The following is a 16,750-nucleotide window of genomic DNA, read 5'->3' on the forward strand; positions in this document are numbered from 1 at the left end:
GACCAAACCTCGGGTGCAGCTTAATGATGCTGTGCCCAGGGTTCTCCAGCGTTAACCCAAAACATTCCCCAACTGGAATATCGGCAAATACATGGCGATCACCAGCGTGCCGACAATCCCGCCTACCACCAGCATCAAGATCGGTTCCAGCGTTTGCGCCAGCGTATCGGCCAACTCAAAAGTTTGCTGTTCATGCCACAGCGCCAGTTTGCCCAACAGCGTATCTAAGGAACCTGATTCTTCGCCCACCCGGACTAACTGCTGACAAAGCGCGGGGAAAAGCGCCTGCTCCCCCAACGCGCTGTGGAAAGTCTGGCCCTGCGCTATCTGTTGCTGCACCTTTTCCATCGCCTGACGGTAAAACAGATTGTCCACCGACAGCGCTGCGGCGTTCAATCCTTCCACCAGCGTGAGCCCGGCCTGTTGGGTCATGGCCAGAATGCGGAATATTTGGCTCAGGCAACCGCCTTTGATCAGTTGAGCTATCAACGGCAGGCGCAGCAATACGGCCTGTTCGCGTCTGCGCCAGTGTGGTTGCGGGTGCAATTGGCGAAAATAGGCAAATAGCGTGCAGCCCAGTATCGCCGCCAGCCAGGGGCCGCCGTGGCTCAACTGGGTGGAAAAGTTCAGCAGTCCCTGGGTAAACCACGGCAGTGGGGCATCGAAAGACTGGTAGACGCCGGCAAATTCCGGCAGCACCATGACCAACATCAGAATGCTCACCAACAGCGCAACTGCGCAGATAAACAAGGGATAACGCAGCGCCTTAACCACTTTCTTTTGCAATTTTTGCTGTGCTTCCTGTTGTTGGGCCAGTTGTCGACAGCACTCATCCAGGTGACCGGTCAGTTCCCCAATGGCGATCAACTGGCGGTATATCAGAGGAAAGATGGCATGTTGCCCGGCGATGACCTCGGAAAAGGGTTGGCCTTGTCGCACCTGTTCGCTGATGTCTCGCAGCAGGCAGCGCCAGGCGGCAGACGGGTGTTCCGTCGCCAGCAATTGCAACCCGCTGACCAGCGGCAACCCCGCCTGTAGCAAGGTGGCAAGTTGACGGGTGAACTGGATTAAGGGTTCTCCGTGCCACTGACTGGGAGCAATACGTTTCCCGCGGTTAATCTGGCAGGGCTGCAGCCCTTGTTCAATCAGCCAGTGGCTGACCAAATTTTTTTCGCTGCTCATCAGTTCGCCCTCGCACAGTTGGCCCTGTGGGTCAACCGCCTGCCAGAGGAAAAGGCGCTGCGCCTTCACGGAACTTTCTCACCGGCAATGATACCGACAATGCGATACACCTCTTCCAGCGAGGTGATACCTTGCGAAACGAGTGTTAACCCGGCTTGCAGCAACGTTGTCTGCCCTTGCTGTTGGGCAATGTCGGCCAGTTGGCCAGGAGCTGCGCCCTGTAACAGACCGGTCTGCACCTCTGGGGTGATAGTGAGCAATTCATACACCCCAATGCGGCCGTAGTAGCCGCCAAAGCAGTGCTCGCAGCCGTCGGCTTGCCAGGGCAACAAGGGTATGGCCCAAATTGCGGCGGGGAACCGAACCGGCTGGCTTTGCTGATAGCGGCAGTGGCTGCAAAGTTTGCGCACCAGCCGCTGGGCGATCACCAGCTTCAGGCCAGCGGCAATCAGATAGCCGGGAATACCCATATGGGTCAGGCGCGTCAGGGTTTCGCTGGTGGAGTTGGTGTGTAATGTGGACAACACCAGATGGCCGGTTTGCGCGGCTTTAACCGCTATCTCTGCCGTTTCCCTGTCGCGGATTTCACCGATCATGATCACGTCTGGATCTTGTCGCAGCAAGGCGCGTAAAACGCGGGAAAAATCCAGATCGGTTTTGGCATTAATTTGCGTCTGATTAACGCCGAACAACGGGATCTCGATCGGATCCTCGACGCTGCATAAATTACTTTGCGCATCATTCAACTGACGCAGGCCGCTGTACAGGGTGACGGTTTTACCGCTACCGGTCGGGCCGGTGACAAGGATCATACCCTGTGGACAAGACAATGCCGCGGCAAACTCCGCTAATGCCGCCGGATCCATTCCCAGCCGATCCAGCGGCAGCTCCTGGCGTTCGGTTTGCAGGATCCGCAGCACTACTTTTTCGCCGTGTAGTGTGGGCAGAGTGGCGATGCGCATTGAGTAACTGGCGTTATCCAATAGCACGCTGAGCTGGCCATCCTGCGGCAGGCGACGTTCGGCAATGTCCAACTGCCCCATGATCTTCAGTCGGGCGGTGAGACGAGCGGCGAGCGTGAACGGCGGTGAGGCTATCGCCTGCAGTACCCCGTCGATACGTAGCCGGATACGCAGCGTCTGTTGGTAAGGCTCGAAATGAATATCCGAGGCACGCCGTTGAATGGCGATGCGCAGCGTCTGATTGATAAACTGCACAACGGGGGCGTCACTGTCGTCGTTTAACGAGGCCGCGTCAGGCTGTGCCTCCGGCACTGCTGGCGGGAGTCGATCGCCTTGTATTTGCCGTTGGTCCAGTTCCATTTCCAGTCGGGCAGCCGGCCACTGTTCCAGATGAATACGCTTGCCGGTGGCGAAACGCAGCGCCGACAGCAGCGCCTGTGGTGCCTCCGCTGTCAGAGCCACATTCAGGCAGTACTCATCTTCGCTGAGCGCCAGCGCCTGGTAACGCCGGCACAATGCATGGATTTCGTCGCTGATTGCCGCACTCATGGCGTTGGCGCCGTGGCGGTGGTGTCAAAACGGAAAACTTCCTGGCAGGTTTCCTGCAGATTGGCGTTGCTACTGGTGCACTGACGTGTCCAGCGTGTCAGTCCGCTGGCGTTTTGGGTCGGGGTCAGAGTGACCGTTAGCCCTTGCAGCGTTTGCGTACCGGTCAGAGAGATTACCCCCTGGTTGACCTGAACCGCGCTGACGTAACGTGAGGCGTCACCGGCAGGGATACCTTTGCTACCGGCATTACAGCCAGTGGGCGCACCGCTGTCGAGCACGCATAGCTCAACGGCCAGCTTATACGGCGTCATGGTTTGCAGCATGTCGGTCATCGCTGCTTTTTGGATATAGCGCTGGTAGGCGGGAATGCCTATGGCGCTCAGAATGGCGATAATGGCGATCACCACCATCAGTTCAATCAGGGTAAAACCGCGCTGTGTTTCCATTTGTTGTTGCCTCCGTGTGAATGTGGAAGCAAAGGTAAGCGTACAGGGCGTGGGCTTCGAGCGGGTTATGGCTGTTTTGCGTTGCAGTTCCACAGCAATTAATCAGCATTGCACCAGAGGGAAAAAGGATGAGGCGAGCTTCGCAATTCTGACGGGAAAATACCTCCCCGATGGACAGGGAGGTAGGGATGACGGAGTTTATTTAAAACGCATTGACAGATCGAGCGCGGTCACGTGTTTGGTCAGGGCGCCAACAGAGATGTAGTCCACGCCGGTTTCGGCGAAGGTACGCAGGGTTTTACTGGTCACGTTACCTGAAACTTCCAGTTGGGCACGCCCCTGAGTTTGCGCCACGGCAGCACGCATCATCTCGATGCTGAAATTATCCAGCATGACGATGTCGGCACCGGCATCCAGCGCCTGCTGCAGTTCGTCCAGCGATTCGACTTCCACTTCGACCGGCACGTCGGCATGCAGCCAGAATGCCTTCTCGACCGCCTTTTTAATTGAACCGGAGGCAATGATGTGGTTTTCCTTGATAAGGAAGGCATCGGAAAGCCCCAGACGATGGTTACTGCCGCCGCCGCACAGCACGGCATATTTCAGCGCGGTGCGCAGCCCTGGCAGGGTCTTGCGGGTGTCCAGCAGGCGGGTTTGCGTGCCCTGCAACAGCGCCACATAGCGGCTGACTTCGGTCGCTACGCCGGAAAGCGTCTGGACAAAATTCAGTGCGGTGCGCTCACCGGTCAACAAGACCCGCGCCGGGCCGGTCAGTTTGCAGAGCGGCTGGTCTGGGAGCAGGCTATCGCCGTCCGCTACCTGCCATTCCACTTTCACCTGGTTACCCAGTTGAATGAAGACTTCATTCAGCCAGCGTTGGCCACAAAAGATGCCGGGCTCGCGGGTAATAATAGTGGCTTCGGCATGGGTGTCGGCCGGTAATAATTGCGCGGTAATATCGCGTTCGGCATCGACTTCACCACCCAGGTCTTCACGCAGCGCCTGGGCAACGGCATAGGGGATATCGCTTTCAATTCGTTCAAGAAGCTCGGTGCGGCGACTGTCGGCACTGTAGCGGCGTGTCGGCATAGAAAACTCCGAAATGGACGGTAAGAACGTAGGGGGAACATGCTACTCTGTTGCTATGATAAGTACCACCGCAGCGCGATGGTTTCGATTGCTGACAAAGCAGGAAAAAACGTGGTTTTTCCTGCTTTGTCTTTGTGGTGATCAGCCAAAAATCAATAAATTGATTTTTCTGGTTGTTTCTTTTTCGCTCTCTACACATTCTGTAACGAAATGAGGTTTGTTAACAATCTGTACCACCGCAGCGCGATGGTTGCGTCGCTAATCTGGCATTAATCCGATCCAGGGTAGATATTTGATCGGGGGGTAATCTGGCATCTCTGGAACAACCCGGCAAGCCCGATGACGCTATGCTTGGAACAATGGAAAGGGAGAGGAGTCGCTAATGACGCTGTTTACGCTGTTACTGGTTCTGGCGTGGGAACGTTTGTTCAAGCTGGGTGAGCATTGGCAGTTGGACCATCGCCTGGAGGTGGTGTTTCATCGGTTGCACCGGTTCTCGCTGGCGCAGACGTTGCTGATGACCCTGGCCTGGATGGTGGTGGTCGGGGGCATTCTGTGGCTGTCTCAAGGGCTGTTTTTCGGCGTAGTGACGCTGTTGCTGTGGATTGTTATTGATTTGCTGTGCGTGGGTGCAGGCATCAAGCGTAAACACTATCGCGCATATCTGAAAGCGGCGCGGCAGGGGGATGTTCATGCCAGCGACCAGATGGCGGAGGAGTTGGCACTGATCCACGGTTTGCCGGTGGATTGCAGCGAAGAGCTACGCCTGCGTGAACTGCAAAATGCGCTGCTGTGGATTAACTTCCGTTATTATCTGGCTCCGCTGTTCTGGTTCGTGGTTTGCGGGCCTTACGGGCCGATTGCGCTGGCGGGCTACTCCTTCCTGCGTGCTTACCAAACCTGGTTGGCGCGCCATAATACCCCGCTGGAGCGTTCGCAGTCGGGCATCGATCATCTGTTGAGCTGGCTGGACTGGATCCCGGTGCGCCTGGCCGGCGTGGCTTACGCCCTGTTTGGACATGGTGAGAGAGCACTGCCGGCATGGTTTGCATCGCTGGGCGATCTCCATTCTTCGCAGTATCAGGTGCTGACGCGGCTGGCACAGTTCTCACTGGCGCGTGACCCCCATATGGATCCGGTACAGACCCCGCGAGCGGCGGTAACCCTGGCACGTAAGGTGACAATGATTATCGTGGTGGTGGTGGCACTGCTGACGATTTACGGCACCTTGCTCTGACGGCAAAGTTTGAAAATAAAAACGGGCGCTTAGCGCCCGTTTTTATTGGATAGTCAAAACTTACAGCTTGGCGAAGCAGCGACGTGCGGCATCGATAGTGCGCTGAATGTCTTCTTTGCTGTGAGCAATGGACATAAAGCCGGCCTCGAAGGCCGAAGGTGCCAGATAAACCCCTTCCTCCAGCATCAGATGGAAGAAACGCTTAAAGCGCTCTACATCGCACTGCATCACGTCCTGATAGCTGGTGACTGATGGCGCATCGGTAAAGAACAGGCCGAACATACCGCCAACGTGGTTCACCACCAGTGCGATGTTTTCTTCTTTAGCCGCGTGCAGCAGGCCGCTGGCCAGCATATCGGTCAGTTCGGTCAGCGTCTGGTGGACACCCACCTGCGAAACTTCGGTCAGGCAGGCAAAGCCAGCCGCCATCGCAATCGGGTTACCGGACAGCGTGCCTGCCTGATAGACTGGGCCGGTAGGGGCCAGCGCTGCCATCACTTCACGACGGCCGCCAAACGCGCCGACAGGCATGCCGCCACCGATAATTTTACCCAGGCAGGTGAGATCAGGCACCACATCGTAATAAGCCTGTGCCCCGGCCAGCGCCACGCGGAAGCCGGTCATGACTTCATCGATAATCAGCAACGCACCGTACTTGTCGCACAGCGCGCGCAGGCCCGGCAGGAATTCCGGCAGTGGTGGTACGCAGTTCATGTTACCGGCGACCGGCTCGACGATGATGCAGGCGATCTCGGAAGGGTACTGTTCGAATGCGGTGCGTACCGAGTCCAGATCGTTAAAGGTGCAGGTCAGGGTGTGCTTGGCAAAGTCGGCCGGCACGCCCGGGGAATTTGGTTGGCCCAGAGTGAGCGCGCCAGAGCCGGCTTTTACCAGCAGGCAGTCGGCGTGGCCGTGGTAGCAGCCTTCAAACTTGATGATTTTATCGCGGTTGGTATAGCCGCGCGCCAAGCGAATGGCACTCATGGTGGCTTCGGTCCCTGAGTTCACCATGCGTACCATATCCATGGTCGGCACCAGTTCGGTGACCAGTTCCGCCATTTTGACTTCCATTTCGGTAGGGGCACCAAAGCTCAGGCCACGCTGTGCCGCTTCAATGACTGCGTCGCGGATCGCCGGGTGGTTGTGCCCCAGTACCATTGGGCCCCAGGAACCGACGTAGTCGATATAGGCTTTGCCGTCGACGTCGAACAGGTAAGCCCCGTCCGCTCGTTCGATAAACAGTGGCACACCGCCAACGCCGTTGAATGCACGCACCGGAGAGTTAACCCCGCCTGGGATTACCTGTTTTGCCTGGGCATACAGACTTTCGGACTTGCTGTGTAAGCTCATAAATCGGCTCCTGGATTCTGTTGGAATGATTTGACCGCGCTATTCTAGTGAAGTGTTCGTCGATATGAAACGATCACAGACAGATACCTATTTTGAGGGGCGGTCAGTTGGCAGGTAGGCTAGGATAATCGGCTGGCCTATTTGTATTACATTTAATTCCATTAATGAATAACCCATTATGGCTGAATTACAGCAACAGCCGCCGTTAGCGCGGACTCCTCGCCTGAAACGCAGTGACGCGGTGCGTCAGCTTCTGCGCCGTGATAAAACGCCGGTGGTGATCCTGCTCATGGCGGCGCTGGTGGGAACCCTGGCGGGTTTGCCCGGCGTGGCGGTTCGATAAAACTGAAACACGCCATTCGTTGCTGGCTACCGGTGCGGTGGCCGGCCTTTCTGCCGCTTTCAATGCGCCGATGCTGGCGCTGGGTAGGCTGTTTGGTACCGCCTTTGGTCTGGCCGGTGCCCATTTGTTCCCCGCGTACTGCATCGAGGCCGGTACCTTTGCCATTGCCGGTATGGGCGCTCTGTTTTCTGCCACGGTGCGTGCGGCCCTGACCGGCATCGTGCTGGTGTTGGAAATGACCGATAACTACCAGCTGATACTGCCAATGATTATTACCTGCCTGGGTGCTACCCTGGTGGCCCAGTTCCTCGGAGGTAAGCCGTTGTATTCCTCAATATTGGCCCGTACCTTATAGCGTCAGGAAGCGAGGCTGGCGCGCGAAGCGGCAGATAAAACAGGTAAAGAAGATACAACAAATGCGGTGAATACTTGAACGCGACACTCAGGTATTAGATAATCAATAACATTAATCCGGTCGCCATTGTAGCGGCCTGATGCAGAACAATGTTGGGAGTAAAGAGTATGAGTGATGAAACAGCACTGCCCCTGCAATTTACCGAGGCAGCAGCAAGCAAGGTTAAAGTCCTGATTGCTGATGAAGAAAATCCGGATCTGAAGTTGCGGGTTTATATTACCGGTGGCGGCTGCAGCGGATTCCAGTACGGCTTTACTTTTGACGACAAGGTCAACGATGGTGACATGACCATCGAGAAGCAGGGGGTTGCGCTGGTGGTAGACCCAATGAGCCTGCAATATCTGGTCGGTGGCTCAGTCGATTATACCGAAGGGCTGGAAGGCTCCCGCTTCGTGGTGACCAACCCGAACGCCAAAACCACCTGCGGTTGCGGATCCTCGTTCAGCGTCTGATCCTGCCTGCAACAGTATTAAACCCGCCAACCTCACCGGTTCGCGGGTTTTTTATCGTTACCATTCGACGGTGACCAGTTCCTGGTGAGGCTCATTTTCACCTTCGGCCAGCAACCGGCTGCGGGTGACTTTAGGTTGACTATTGGCCGTACCACTGCACTTTACCTGAGGCACTGAGTCATCGATATGCACGCTGCACTTTGGGGTAATAGTCAGGCTGACACCGATTTGTCCGCTGGTGGCACCGGCGTAAACGAAGGGACTGAACAGTATTACACTGAATAAAAAGAGAATGTTTTTCATCATTTAGGGAATAGCCATCCGTAAGCAATCACATAATGGCTTATCGGCAAAAAATTAATAAGATTTAACAGGGCGGGATAATAATTAACTTGGGGTTAAAAAGTTTATTACATTGTTTTCCCTAGTTTTTTCAGTCGTTGATAATAACACTTTACTCATTAATTAGTTGAAAATTCTGTTTTGAAATGTGACGAGCAGATAAGACTCCGCCCGTAGAGACAGGCGGAGGCGTTAGCGTTCGAGGATAAAGGCGGGTAGTTTCAGGTGCCAGCGAATGGCAGCCAGGCGGATCGCCAGCGTGATGCCCATGCCTAGCATCATTGCCTGTTGCAGCGGCATACCGAAGGTCGCATAGGCCGTAGCATGCACGATGCCGCCGATGATGCAGGCGGTGGCGTAAATTTCAGTTCTCAGGATCATCGGAATTTCTCGCGCCAGCACGTCGCGGATAATACCGCCACCCACCCCGGTGATCACTCCCATGCAGATTGCCACCAGCGGACTGGCGTCGGCAGCAAAGGCTTTATTGACCCCGATGCCGACAAATACTGCCAGCCCAACGGCATCCAGTACCGGCAAGAGCCACTTGGGCAGACGGCGTGGCTGGCGAACCAGCAGCAGCGTCAGCACGCAGGTGATCATCGCGACCACCAGATCGGTGGGATCCTTCACCCAAAATACCGGCCCGTTGGCTAATGCCATATCACGGATGGTACCGCCGCCGACCGCCGTGACCACACCCAGCACCAGTACGCCGAACGGATCCATCCGTAGCTTGCCCGCCAGCAATACTCCAGAGATAGCGAAAACCGCAGTGCCGAGAATATCCAGCCAAAACACCAGCATTAATGAATCTCCACCAGTTGGCTGCACAGTTGCTGCGCCGCCAGCATGATGCGCGGGCCGGCACGGTTGAACCAGTCGCCATTCACTGCAAGTACCGGCACCTGCAGTTGCGGCGCCCAGAAGGCTTTCACGCTGGCGATTTCTTTTTGGTCACCGGTAATGACGATGGCCTGCGGTTGGCGGGCCAGTACCTGTTCGCGGCTGATTTGCGGCCACGGCATGCGGCTGTCGGCAAAGATGTTCTCAGCGCCACACAGTGACAGCACCTGGCTTTGCAAGGTGGCTCCGGAACTGGTGAACAGCGGCTGGGTGCCGAATTGCAGCAACACCCGCCGCGGCTGGCTATGGGGATATTTTGCTTTCAGCGCGGCAATTTGCTGACGGATCGCCTTCGCTGCCTGGTGCGCTTGCTCAGGATGCGGGCTGTATTGTGCCAGGTCGTCCAGCCGCTGCGCGATGTCATCGATGGTGGTGGCATCGGCATAAAAGATCGGGATCCCAAAAGCGGCGATCTGATCGAGCACCCGTTGTGGATTGCCGCCGCGCCAGGCCAGGATCAGATCCGGCTTCAGCGCCAGCACCCGCTCCAGGTTGATGCCTTGCCAAGAGGCGACTTGCTCCAGCTTTCTGGCAGCCGGGGGATAGTCGGAATAAGCGCTCACTGCCAGCAGGGTGTCGCCCATGCCGGCAGCATAGGCAAGCTCGGTGGTGTTGGGTGCCAGGCTGATCACCCGTTGGGCGGCGCCGGCAGGCAGCAATATTCCTAATGCCAGCAGCCACAATAGGGCTGAAAAGCGTCGAGTCACATCAACCGCGCTTAGCCAGTGTCTGCAGCATGGCGTTGACCATCAGCGTAGATTGCTTGGCCGCCACGGTAAGGAACTCTTCAAAACTCATGTGCGATTCGCTGTCGGCAACGTCAGAGATAGCGCGCACTACCACAAACGGCGTCCCGAACAGGTGGCAGACATGCCCGACTGCTGCCGCTTCCATTTCCACCGCCGCCACGCTTGGGAAGGTAGCGCGGATGCGTGCCAGTGGCTCTGCACCATTAATGAAAGCATCACCGCTGCAGATCAGACCGCGCACTGCGTTCAGGCCCAACTGTTTTATGCAGTCTTCCGCCAGAGCAATCAGCGTGTCGTCTGCCACAAACGCGGCAGGACAGCCGGCCATCTGGCCTGGCTCGTAACCAAAGGCGGTCACGTCGGCATCGTGGTAACGCACTTCTTCTGAAACCACAATATCACCGACTTTCAGCGTGCTGGCCAGGCCACCGGCGGAACCGGTATTGATCACCAGGTCCGGCTTGCAGTGTTCCAGCAGCAGGGTGGTGCCCATGGCGGCAGAAACCTTACCGATGCCGGATTTGAGCAGCGCCACGTCAACGCCACCGATTTGGCCGGTATAGATTTCACAGCCCGCGCGTTGAAGGGTATGACGGTTTTCAATTTGATCGCGCAGCAGGGTGACTTCCTGCTCCATTGCGCCGATGATGCCTACTTTCATAAATAACACTCACTGATTGGCTGTGGGAATTTCGCCATAGTCTATCATGGCTCTCATAGAGAGATAATCCGTTGCATATGCCGCCGGGAATTGTTATCACGGGGGCAGGGTGCAACGGCGGAGAAACAGATGTCCGGGATCGACTTTAAGCAGAAAATCAGCTTCCAGCGGCCATTCAGCAAGCCAATTGAAGCCGGAGAAGAATACGACATTGTCCGGCAGTTCGAGAGCGATCGCGGACGTATAGTCAATTCCGCCGCCATTCGCCGTCTGCAGCAAAAAACCCAGGTGTTTCCTCTCGAGCGCAATGCCGCGGTTCGCAGTCGCCTGACGCACTCGATGGAGGTGCAACAGGTCGGAAGGCATATCGCCAAAGAGATCCTTAATCGTTTTAAACAAGACGGGCGAGTCGATGAACTCGGCCTGACCAAACTGCTGGATCCCTTTGAGAGTATTGTCGAGATGGCCTGTCTGATGCATGACATCGGCAATCCGCCCTTCGGGCACTTTGGTGAGTCGGCGATCAACAACTGGTTTTCCCAGCGTCTCGATCCCGCCAGCTGCGGCAGTGAACCGGCCAGCAACGATCGCTGCCAGGTCAGTGCGCTGCGGTTGCATGAAGGCGAGAGCGATCTTAACCGCCTGCGCAGTCGTATCCGTCAGGATCTCAGCCATTTTGAAGGCAATGCCCAGGCGATCCGCTTGGTGCATACCCTGCTGAAGCTTAATCTGACCTACGCACAGGTGGGCTGCATTCTGAAATATACCCGCCCGGCCTATTGGGCCAGCGCTCTTCCTGCCAGCCATAACTACCTGATGAAAAAACCGGGCTATTATCTGGCGGAAGAGGCGTTTGTCGATCGACTGCGACGCGAGCTGAATATGGGCGAGTTCGACCGCTTTCCATTGACCTATATTATGGAAGCGGCTGATGATATTTCGTACTGCGTGGCCGATTTGGAAGATGCGGTGGAAAAAAACATTTTCACCGTCGAGCAGCTTTATCAGCATTTAACTCAGGAATGGGGCGAAGTTACGTCGGGCGATTTGTTTGATAAAACCGTGACCAGCGCTTTTCGCAAGATCGATCGCGGTGGCGCGCGGCGCAGTAGCGAAGATCAGTTCTTCATGTATTTAAGGGTGTTTACCGTGGCGCGGTTGGTCCCGCATGCGGCGCAGCGTTTTATTGATAACCTAGAGGCGGTTTATCAGGGGAACTTTAATCAGGCGCTGCTGGAGGACTCCAGCCCGGCTTATCAATTGCTGAAAATCTTCAAAAATGTCGCGTTTAAACACGTGTTCAATCACCCGGAAGTAGAGCAGCTTGAGCTGCAGGGCTACCGGGTCATCAGCGGTCTGCTGGATATCTACAGTCCACTGTTGGCGATGCCGCTGGCGGACTTTACCTTGCTGGTACAGGAGGACAGCCATCGTGCCTATCCGATCGAAACGCGTCTGTTTCATAAGCTTTCAACCAAGCATCGGTTGGCCTATATCGAAGCGATTGAAGGCCTGCAACATCTGTCATCCGAGCAGTTGGCGATCCGCGAGTATTATTTCCGTGCGCGTTTGCTGCAGGATTATATCAGTGGCATGACCGATCTTTATGCCTATGACGAATATCGGCGATTAATGGCTGCTGAATAATTCATTCGGCTAATAAATATTATTTTAAGCATTTTGCCTGGCGGCGCAGGATCTATTTCGAGTTTTGTAAAGACGGACAATATTTGTTTACTATTACCAATAACCTGCGCTGGAACTTAGCGGTATTAATAGGTTCTGATTATGCACAAAGACCCTAATACTTTCTGAACGACTTTTATAAGAGACACACAGATGAAAAAAACCGCATTAGTTCTGAGCGCATTGGCATTCAGTATTGGTATGGCGATGGGCCCGATGACGGCCAGCGCCGCAGAAACCGCTTCTTCCAGCACTCAGCAATTGCCAAGCCTGGCACCGATGCTGGAAAAAGTGATGCCTTCCGTGGTGAGCATTAATGTTGAAGGTAGCACCACGGTCAACACGGCAAAGATGCCGCCGCAGTTCCAACAGTTCTTCGGTGAAGATTCGCCGTTCTGCCAGGACGGTTCGCCGTTCCAGGCTTCGCCGATGTGCCAGGGCGGCGGGCCGGGTGCACCAGGCCAGGGGACTCAGCAGAAATTCCAGGCGCTGGGTGCCGGGGTGGTGATTGATGCCGCGAAAGGCTACGTGGTGACCAACAACCACGTGGTGGAGAACGCCAACAAAATTCAGGTCCAACTGAGCGATGGCCGTAAATTTGACGCCAAGGTGATCGGTAAGGATCCGCGTTCCGATATCGCGTTGATCCAGCTGAAAGACTTTAAAAATCTGACGGCGATCAAGATGGCGGACTCCGAACAACTGCGCGTAGGCGATTACACCGTTGCTATAGGTAACCCGTACGGGTTGGGTGAGACCGCTACCTCAGGCATTGTTTCTGCGCTGGGTCGTAGCGGGCTGAATATCGAAAATTACGAGAACTTTATCCAGACCGATGCAGCGATTAACCGCGGTAACTCCGGCGGCGCGTTGGTTAACCTGAACGGCGAACTGATCGGCATTAACACCGCTATTTTGGCACCGGACGGCGGCAACATCGGTATCGGTTTCGCCATCCCGAGCAACATGGTGAAAAACCTGACGACGCAGATGGTCGAGTATGGTCAGGTGAAACGCGGCGAATTGGGCATTATGGGGGCCGAGCTGAATTCTGAGCTGGCGAAAGCGATGAAAGTGGACGCGCAGCGTGGGGCCTTTGTCAGCCAGGTCATGCCGAAATCTTCTGCCGCCAAAGCGGGTATCAAGGCCGGTGACGTGATTGTTACCATGAATGGTAAAGCCATCTCCAGCTTTGCATCCCTCCGGGCGGAAATCGGTACTCTGCCGGTAGGCAGCAAAATGTCGCTGGGGATCATCCGCGACGGCAAGCCTGTCACCGTGGACGTTACCCTGGAGCAGAGTTCTCAGACTCAGGTTGAATCCGGCAATATCTACACCGGTATTGAAGGCGCAGAACTGAGCAATGGTCAGGCTGGCGCTCAGAAAGGCGTGAAGGTGGATAACGTCAAGGCAGGCAGCGCCGCTGCACGCATCGGCCTGAAAAAAGGCGACTTTATCCTTGGAGTTAACCAGCATCCGATCCAGAATCTGGGCGAACTGCGTAAAATCCTCGACAGCAAACCGTCGGTACTGGCGCTGAATATCCTGCGCGGCGATACCACGTTGTATCTGCTGATGCAGTAATTAATCAGCCCCTGGCTAAAAAGGTACGCTTCGGCGTGCCTTTTTTACTGCGTGCGGTATCAGCCCAGATGAGCACGAGCCGCCTGGCTGACCAGTTCAATCTCGTCCAACAGTTCCAGCCATTCCGGCTCCAGCTCTTCGTTGTTGACGCCCTGACGCAATTGCTGTTCAAGGTAGAAACACAGCTGTTTCAGACGCGGTACGCCGCTGTAGCTGCAACTACCGTGCAGTTTGTGGATCAGATCGAGAATGCCGTCATCCGGCATGCCGTCCAGTATCGCTTGCACCCGCTCGCTGACCTGCGGCAGGAAATCGAGCAGCATCTGCAGCAGATCATGTGCCAGATCGGGTTTGTTTGCCGCCTGGCGTAGTGCCAACGGCCAGTCGAGCGACAGCGGCGGTTGATTGACCGCCGTTTCCGGTTCCGGCTCGTCGCTGTAATAACGCGCCAAAACGCGTGTCAGCATCGCTTCGTCAATCGGCTTGGCCAGATAGTCATCCATCCCGGCCTGCAGCAAATGCTCACGTTCGCCACTGACGGCATGGGCGGTGACGGCAACGATTGGCGTCGAATTGTGGTGCGGCAGTTGGCGAATCAACTCGCTGGTACGAATGCCGTCAATATTGGGCATCTGGATATCCATCAGGATCAAGTCCAGCACGTTGTCGCGCGCCAGCAGCAATGCTTCTTCTCCGCTCTCACACAGCAGGGTCTTTTCCACCTGTTCGGCCAGTAGAGTGCCAATCAGCTTCAGGTTGGCCGGGTTATCGTCGACCGCCATCACCGTCAGCGGCAGGCGTTTATGTTCCGGCACGGCGGCGAGGCGCAGCGGTGTTTCCATACGCAGCAGTGGGAACAAACGGTTACTGGTGATCGGTTTGATCAGGCAGCCGGCGGCACCTTGCTGTTTAAGCTGCTCGGCATTGATCTGTGACTGGGAGGGCAGCGCCAGAATCACCCGGTCGGCTATCTTCAACGCCGCCAGCAGCTTGCTTTCGTGCTGCGCCATATTCTCACGGAACGGGATCGGTACTCCCACCAGCAGGAAGTCGTAATTTTTCTTCGGTAACTGGGCCAGCGTTGGCGAATGGGTGATTACCAAATGGGTGACGCTCAGCATATTCAGCGTTGCCTGCGCTGCCATCGGGTTGGCTTCGATATAGCCCAGGGTCTTGCCCTGTAGATCCGGCAGGTTTGACGGCAGCGACAGCATGTCCTCATGCAGGTCGAGGGTGATATGGAACCAGAAGGCCGAACCCCGGTTCAACTGGCTGTGGAAGCAGATATCGCCTCCCATCTCTTTCACCAGTTTTTGGGTGATCACCAGCCCCAGCCCGGTTCCGCCGTGACGGCGTGAAATACTGGCATCCGCCTGGCGGAACGCCTGGAACAGCTGCGACTGCTGCCGTTCAGAGATACCGATGCCGGTGTCATGGATTTGCACTTCCAGCTCCATCTGGCGTTCCTGCTGGCCACGCAGCTCGACGCGGATATCAATGTTGCCGGTTTCGGTAAATTTGATCGCGTTGCCCAACAGGTTGGTTATGATCTGTTGCAACCGCAAGGAGTCGCCAATCGCCTGTTCCGGCACGTCGTTATGCACGTCCAGCGTCAGCTCCAGTCCTTTCTCATGGGCGCTGGGTGCCAGCAGCACTATCACCTCGTCCAGCGTTTCACGCAGCGAGAATGGGATATGCTCCAGCACCAGCTTGCCGGCCTCCAGCTTGGAGAAGTCCAGCACGTCGTTGATGATGGTCAGCAGGTTATTAGCCGAGCGCTCGATGGTTTGCAGATAGTCGGTCTGGGTGACGCTCATTTCGGTTTTCAGCATCTGGCGGGTAAAGCCGATCACGCCGTTGAGCGGGGTACGCAGTTCGTGCGACATGTTCGCCAGGAATTCGGATTTGATACGCGCCGCTTCCTGGGCGCGTTTTTTCGCCAGGTCCAGCTCGACGTTCTGGATCTCCATCTGCTCTAGCGTTTCGCGCAGATCGGAGGTCGCCTGATCGATATTTTGCTGCATTTCTTCGTGGTAGGCGGTGAGCGACATCGCCATCGAGTTGATACCGTTTTTCAGCATGTGTAGTTCGCCGAGCATAAAGCCTTCGACGCGGCTGTCGAGCTGACCGCGGCGGATGCGGTCAACGGTGTTCACCATATTGCGGATCGGGCCGGTGACGTCGCGCATCAGGCGGTAAGCAAACAGAATGGCGATACACATGCACAACAACAGCAGCAGGGTAGAGACAAACACCTCTTTGTATTGCTGCAAACGGACCGACTGCAGATCTAGCTCGATCGCCACATAGCCCAGGCGGTTGTCCTGCTGAGGATCGCTGCTGGCGGTTTGATCCGGATACTGGCTCTCTGCCAGGATCGGGGTACGCAGGATCAGTGAGTTGCCACGCCGTGTCAGCATCAGATCGGTGGGGATAGGCACCCCTTTCGGCAACTGCAGCTGGGTAAAGCTGTGATGGTAATTGGAGGTGACAAACAGATTATTCTGCGCGTCGAACACCGTAATGGAACGGACGATGTCCGAGTGGCGACGATGTAACAGACTGACCAATTGTCTGACCGACTCGCGGCTGCGGAACGTCATACCGTACTCGCTGGCCACTGCCAGCGGTTCGATAATGCTGGCCCCAGCATCAACCAATTGTTCCTGTAATTCATTGTAGCGATGCACCACAAAGAAGGTGCTGAGTAACAGACCAATCAACAGCGTTGGGGCCAGAATCAGGATCATCATGCGCGCCCGCAGGCTGTATTTGGTCATGGGGTTCCAGTGTGGGA

At 56.0% G+C, this 16,750-nt stretch carries 15 protein-coding genes and 1 pseudogene; 6 read left to right on the top strand and 10 right to left on the bottom strand.

The genetic code is table 11. The features are described from left to right. Positions 1-51: 51 nt before the first annotated feature. From hofC to nadC, 4 genes are all read right to left on the bottom strand, one after another. Entirely contained in the window at positions 52-1,251 is a 1,200-nt protein-coding gene (gene hofC / locus ACUTQ5_RS11750) for a protein transport protein HofC (protein WP_445651391.1), read from the bottom strand. Beyond that, positions 1,248-2,693, bottom strand: coding sequence for a type II secretion system protein GspE (gspE, locus tag ACUTQ5_RS11755; protein ID WP_445651392.1), 1,446 nt, complete (start codon positions 2,691-2,693; stop codon positions 1,248-1,250). Before gspE ends, hofC begins: the two co-directional genes overlap by 4 nt. After that, positions 2,690-3,139 carry a prepilin peptidase-dependent pilin gene (gene ppdD / locus ACUTQ5_RS11760; RefSeq protein ID WP_445651393.1) on the bottom strand — a complete coding sequence of 150 codons (450 nt, stop codon included), beginning with the start codon at positions 3,137-3,139 and terminating at the stop codon, positions 2,690-2,692. Before ppdD ends, gspE begins: the two co-directional genes overlap by 4 nt. A 198-nt stretch (positions 3,140-3,337) precedes the next feature. After that, complete coding sequence (gene nadC, locus ACUTQ5_RS11765) at positions 3,338-4,228, bottom strand: carboxylating nicotinate-nucleotide diphosphorylase (RefSeq protein WP_445651394.1); 891 nt, start codon at positions 4,226-4,228, stop codon at positions 3,338-3,340. Between the two features lie 382 nt (positions 4,229-4,610). Here nadC and ampE point away from each other — a divergent pair, with 382 nt between their 5' ends. Further along, positions 4,611-5,465, top strand: a complete 855-nt coding sequence (gene ampE / locus ACUTQ5_RS11770; protein WP_445651395.1) for a beta-lactamase regulator AmpE — start codon at positions 4,611-4,613, stop codon at positions 5,463-5,465. A gap of 60 nt (positions 5,466-5,525) precedes the next feature. Here the strand turns inward: ampE and hemL are convergent, their stop codons facing one another. Then, positions 5,526-6,815 (bottom strand): glutamate-1-semialdehyde 2,1-aminomutase, encoded by a 1,290-nt coding sequence (gene hemL / locus ACUTQ5_RS11775; protein ID WP_174354278.1) that lies wholly within the window; start codon positions 6,813-6,815, stop codon positions 5,526-5,528. 178 nt (positions 6,816-6,993) lie between these two features. On the opposite strand from hemL, the gene ACUTQ5_RS11780 reads away from it, so the two are divergent. The 3 genes and pseudogenes from ACUTQ5_RS11780 to erpA all read left to right on the top strand — a co-directional run bounded on the left by ACUTQ5_RS11780 (position 6,994) and on the right by erpA (position 8,025). Continuing rightward, on the top strand, positions 6,994-7,158 hold the full coding sequence (locus ACUTQ5_RS11780) for a hypothetical protein (protein WP_445651396.1): 165 nt from the start codon (positions 6,994-6,996) through the stop codon (positions 7,156-7,158). A gap of 40 nt (positions 7,159-7,198) precedes the next feature. Then, positions 7,199-7,591 (top strand): annotated as a pseudogene (locus ACUTQ5_RS11785) (chloride channel protein); the annotation flags it as partial. An 89-nt stretch (positions 7,592-7,680) separates the two neighbouring features. After that, positions 7,681-8,025, top strand: coding sequence for an iron-sulfur cluster insertion protein ErpA (erpA, locus tag ACUTQ5_RS11790; protein ID WP_012005231.1), 345 nt, complete (start codon positions 7,681-7,683; stop codon positions 8,023-8,025). Between the two features lie 57 nt (positions 8,026-8,082). Here the strand turns inward: erpA and ACUTQ5_RS11795 are convergent, their stop codons facing one another. The 4 genes from ACUTQ5_RS11795 to mtnN all read right to left on the bottom strand — a co-directional run bounded on the left by ACUTQ5_RS11795 (position 8,083) and on the right by mtnN (position 10,683). Continuing rightward, a complete protein-coding gene (locus ACUTQ5_RS11795; RefSeq protein ID WP_445651397.1) occupies positions 8,083-8,331 on the bottom strand; it encodes a hypothetical protein in 249 nt (82 codons plus the stop codon). A gap of 228 nt (positions 8,332-8,559) precedes the next feature. Beyond that, positions 8,560-9,174 carry a TRIC cation channel family protein gene (locus tag ACUTQ5_RS11800; protein WP_445651398.1) on the bottom strand — a complete coding sequence of 205 codons (615 nt, stop codon included), beginning with the start codon at positions 9,172-9,174 and terminating at the stop codon, positions 8,560-8,562. After that, complete coding sequence (gene btuF, locus ACUTQ5_RS11805; protein WP_445651399.1) at positions 9,174-9,980, bottom strand: vitamin B12 ABC transporter substrate-binding protein BtuF; 807 nt, start codon at positions 9,978-9,980, stop codon at positions 9,174-9,176. The genes ACUTQ5_RS11800 and btuF overlap by 1 nt, the downstream gene beginning before the upstream one ends. A 1-nt stretch (position 9,981) precedes the next feature. Beyond that, the gene (gene mtnN / locus ACUTQ5_RS11810; RefSeq protein WP_445651400.1) at positions 9,982-10,683 is read right to left on the bottom strand and encodes a 5'-methylthioadenosine/S-adenosylhomocysteine nucleosidase; all 702 of its coding nucleotides are present in this window, start codon (positions 10,681-10,683) and stop codon (positions 9,982-9,984) included. Positions 10,684-10,812: 129 nt separating this feature from the next. Here mtnN and dgt point away from each other — a divergent pair, with 129 nt between their 5' ends. Next, on the top strand, positions 10,813-12,330 hold the full coding sequence (dgt, locus tag ACUTQ5_RS11815; RefSeq protein WP_445651401.1) for a dGTPase: 1,518 nt from the start codon (positions 10,813-10,815) through the stop codon (positions 12,328-12,330). A gap of 192 nt (positions 12,331-12,522) precedes the next feature. Further along, entirely contained in the window at positions 12,523-13,953 is a 1,431-nt protein-coding gene (degP, locus tag ACUTQ5_RS11820; RefSeq protein WP_445651402.1) for a serine endoprotease DegP, read from the top strand. Between the two features lie 59 nt (positions 13,954-14,012). Here the strand turns inward: degP and barA are convergent, their stop codons facing one another. Further along, positions 14,013-16,733, bottom strand: a complete 2,721-nt coding sequence (barA, locus tag ACUTQ5_RS11825) for a two-component sensor histidine kinase BarA (protein WP_445651403.1) — start codon at positions 16,731-16,733, stop codon at positions 14,013-14,015. Between the last annotated feature and the right edge of the window lie 17 nt (positions 16,734-16,750).

The organism is Serratia sp. NA_112.1, from assembly GCF_052691715.1.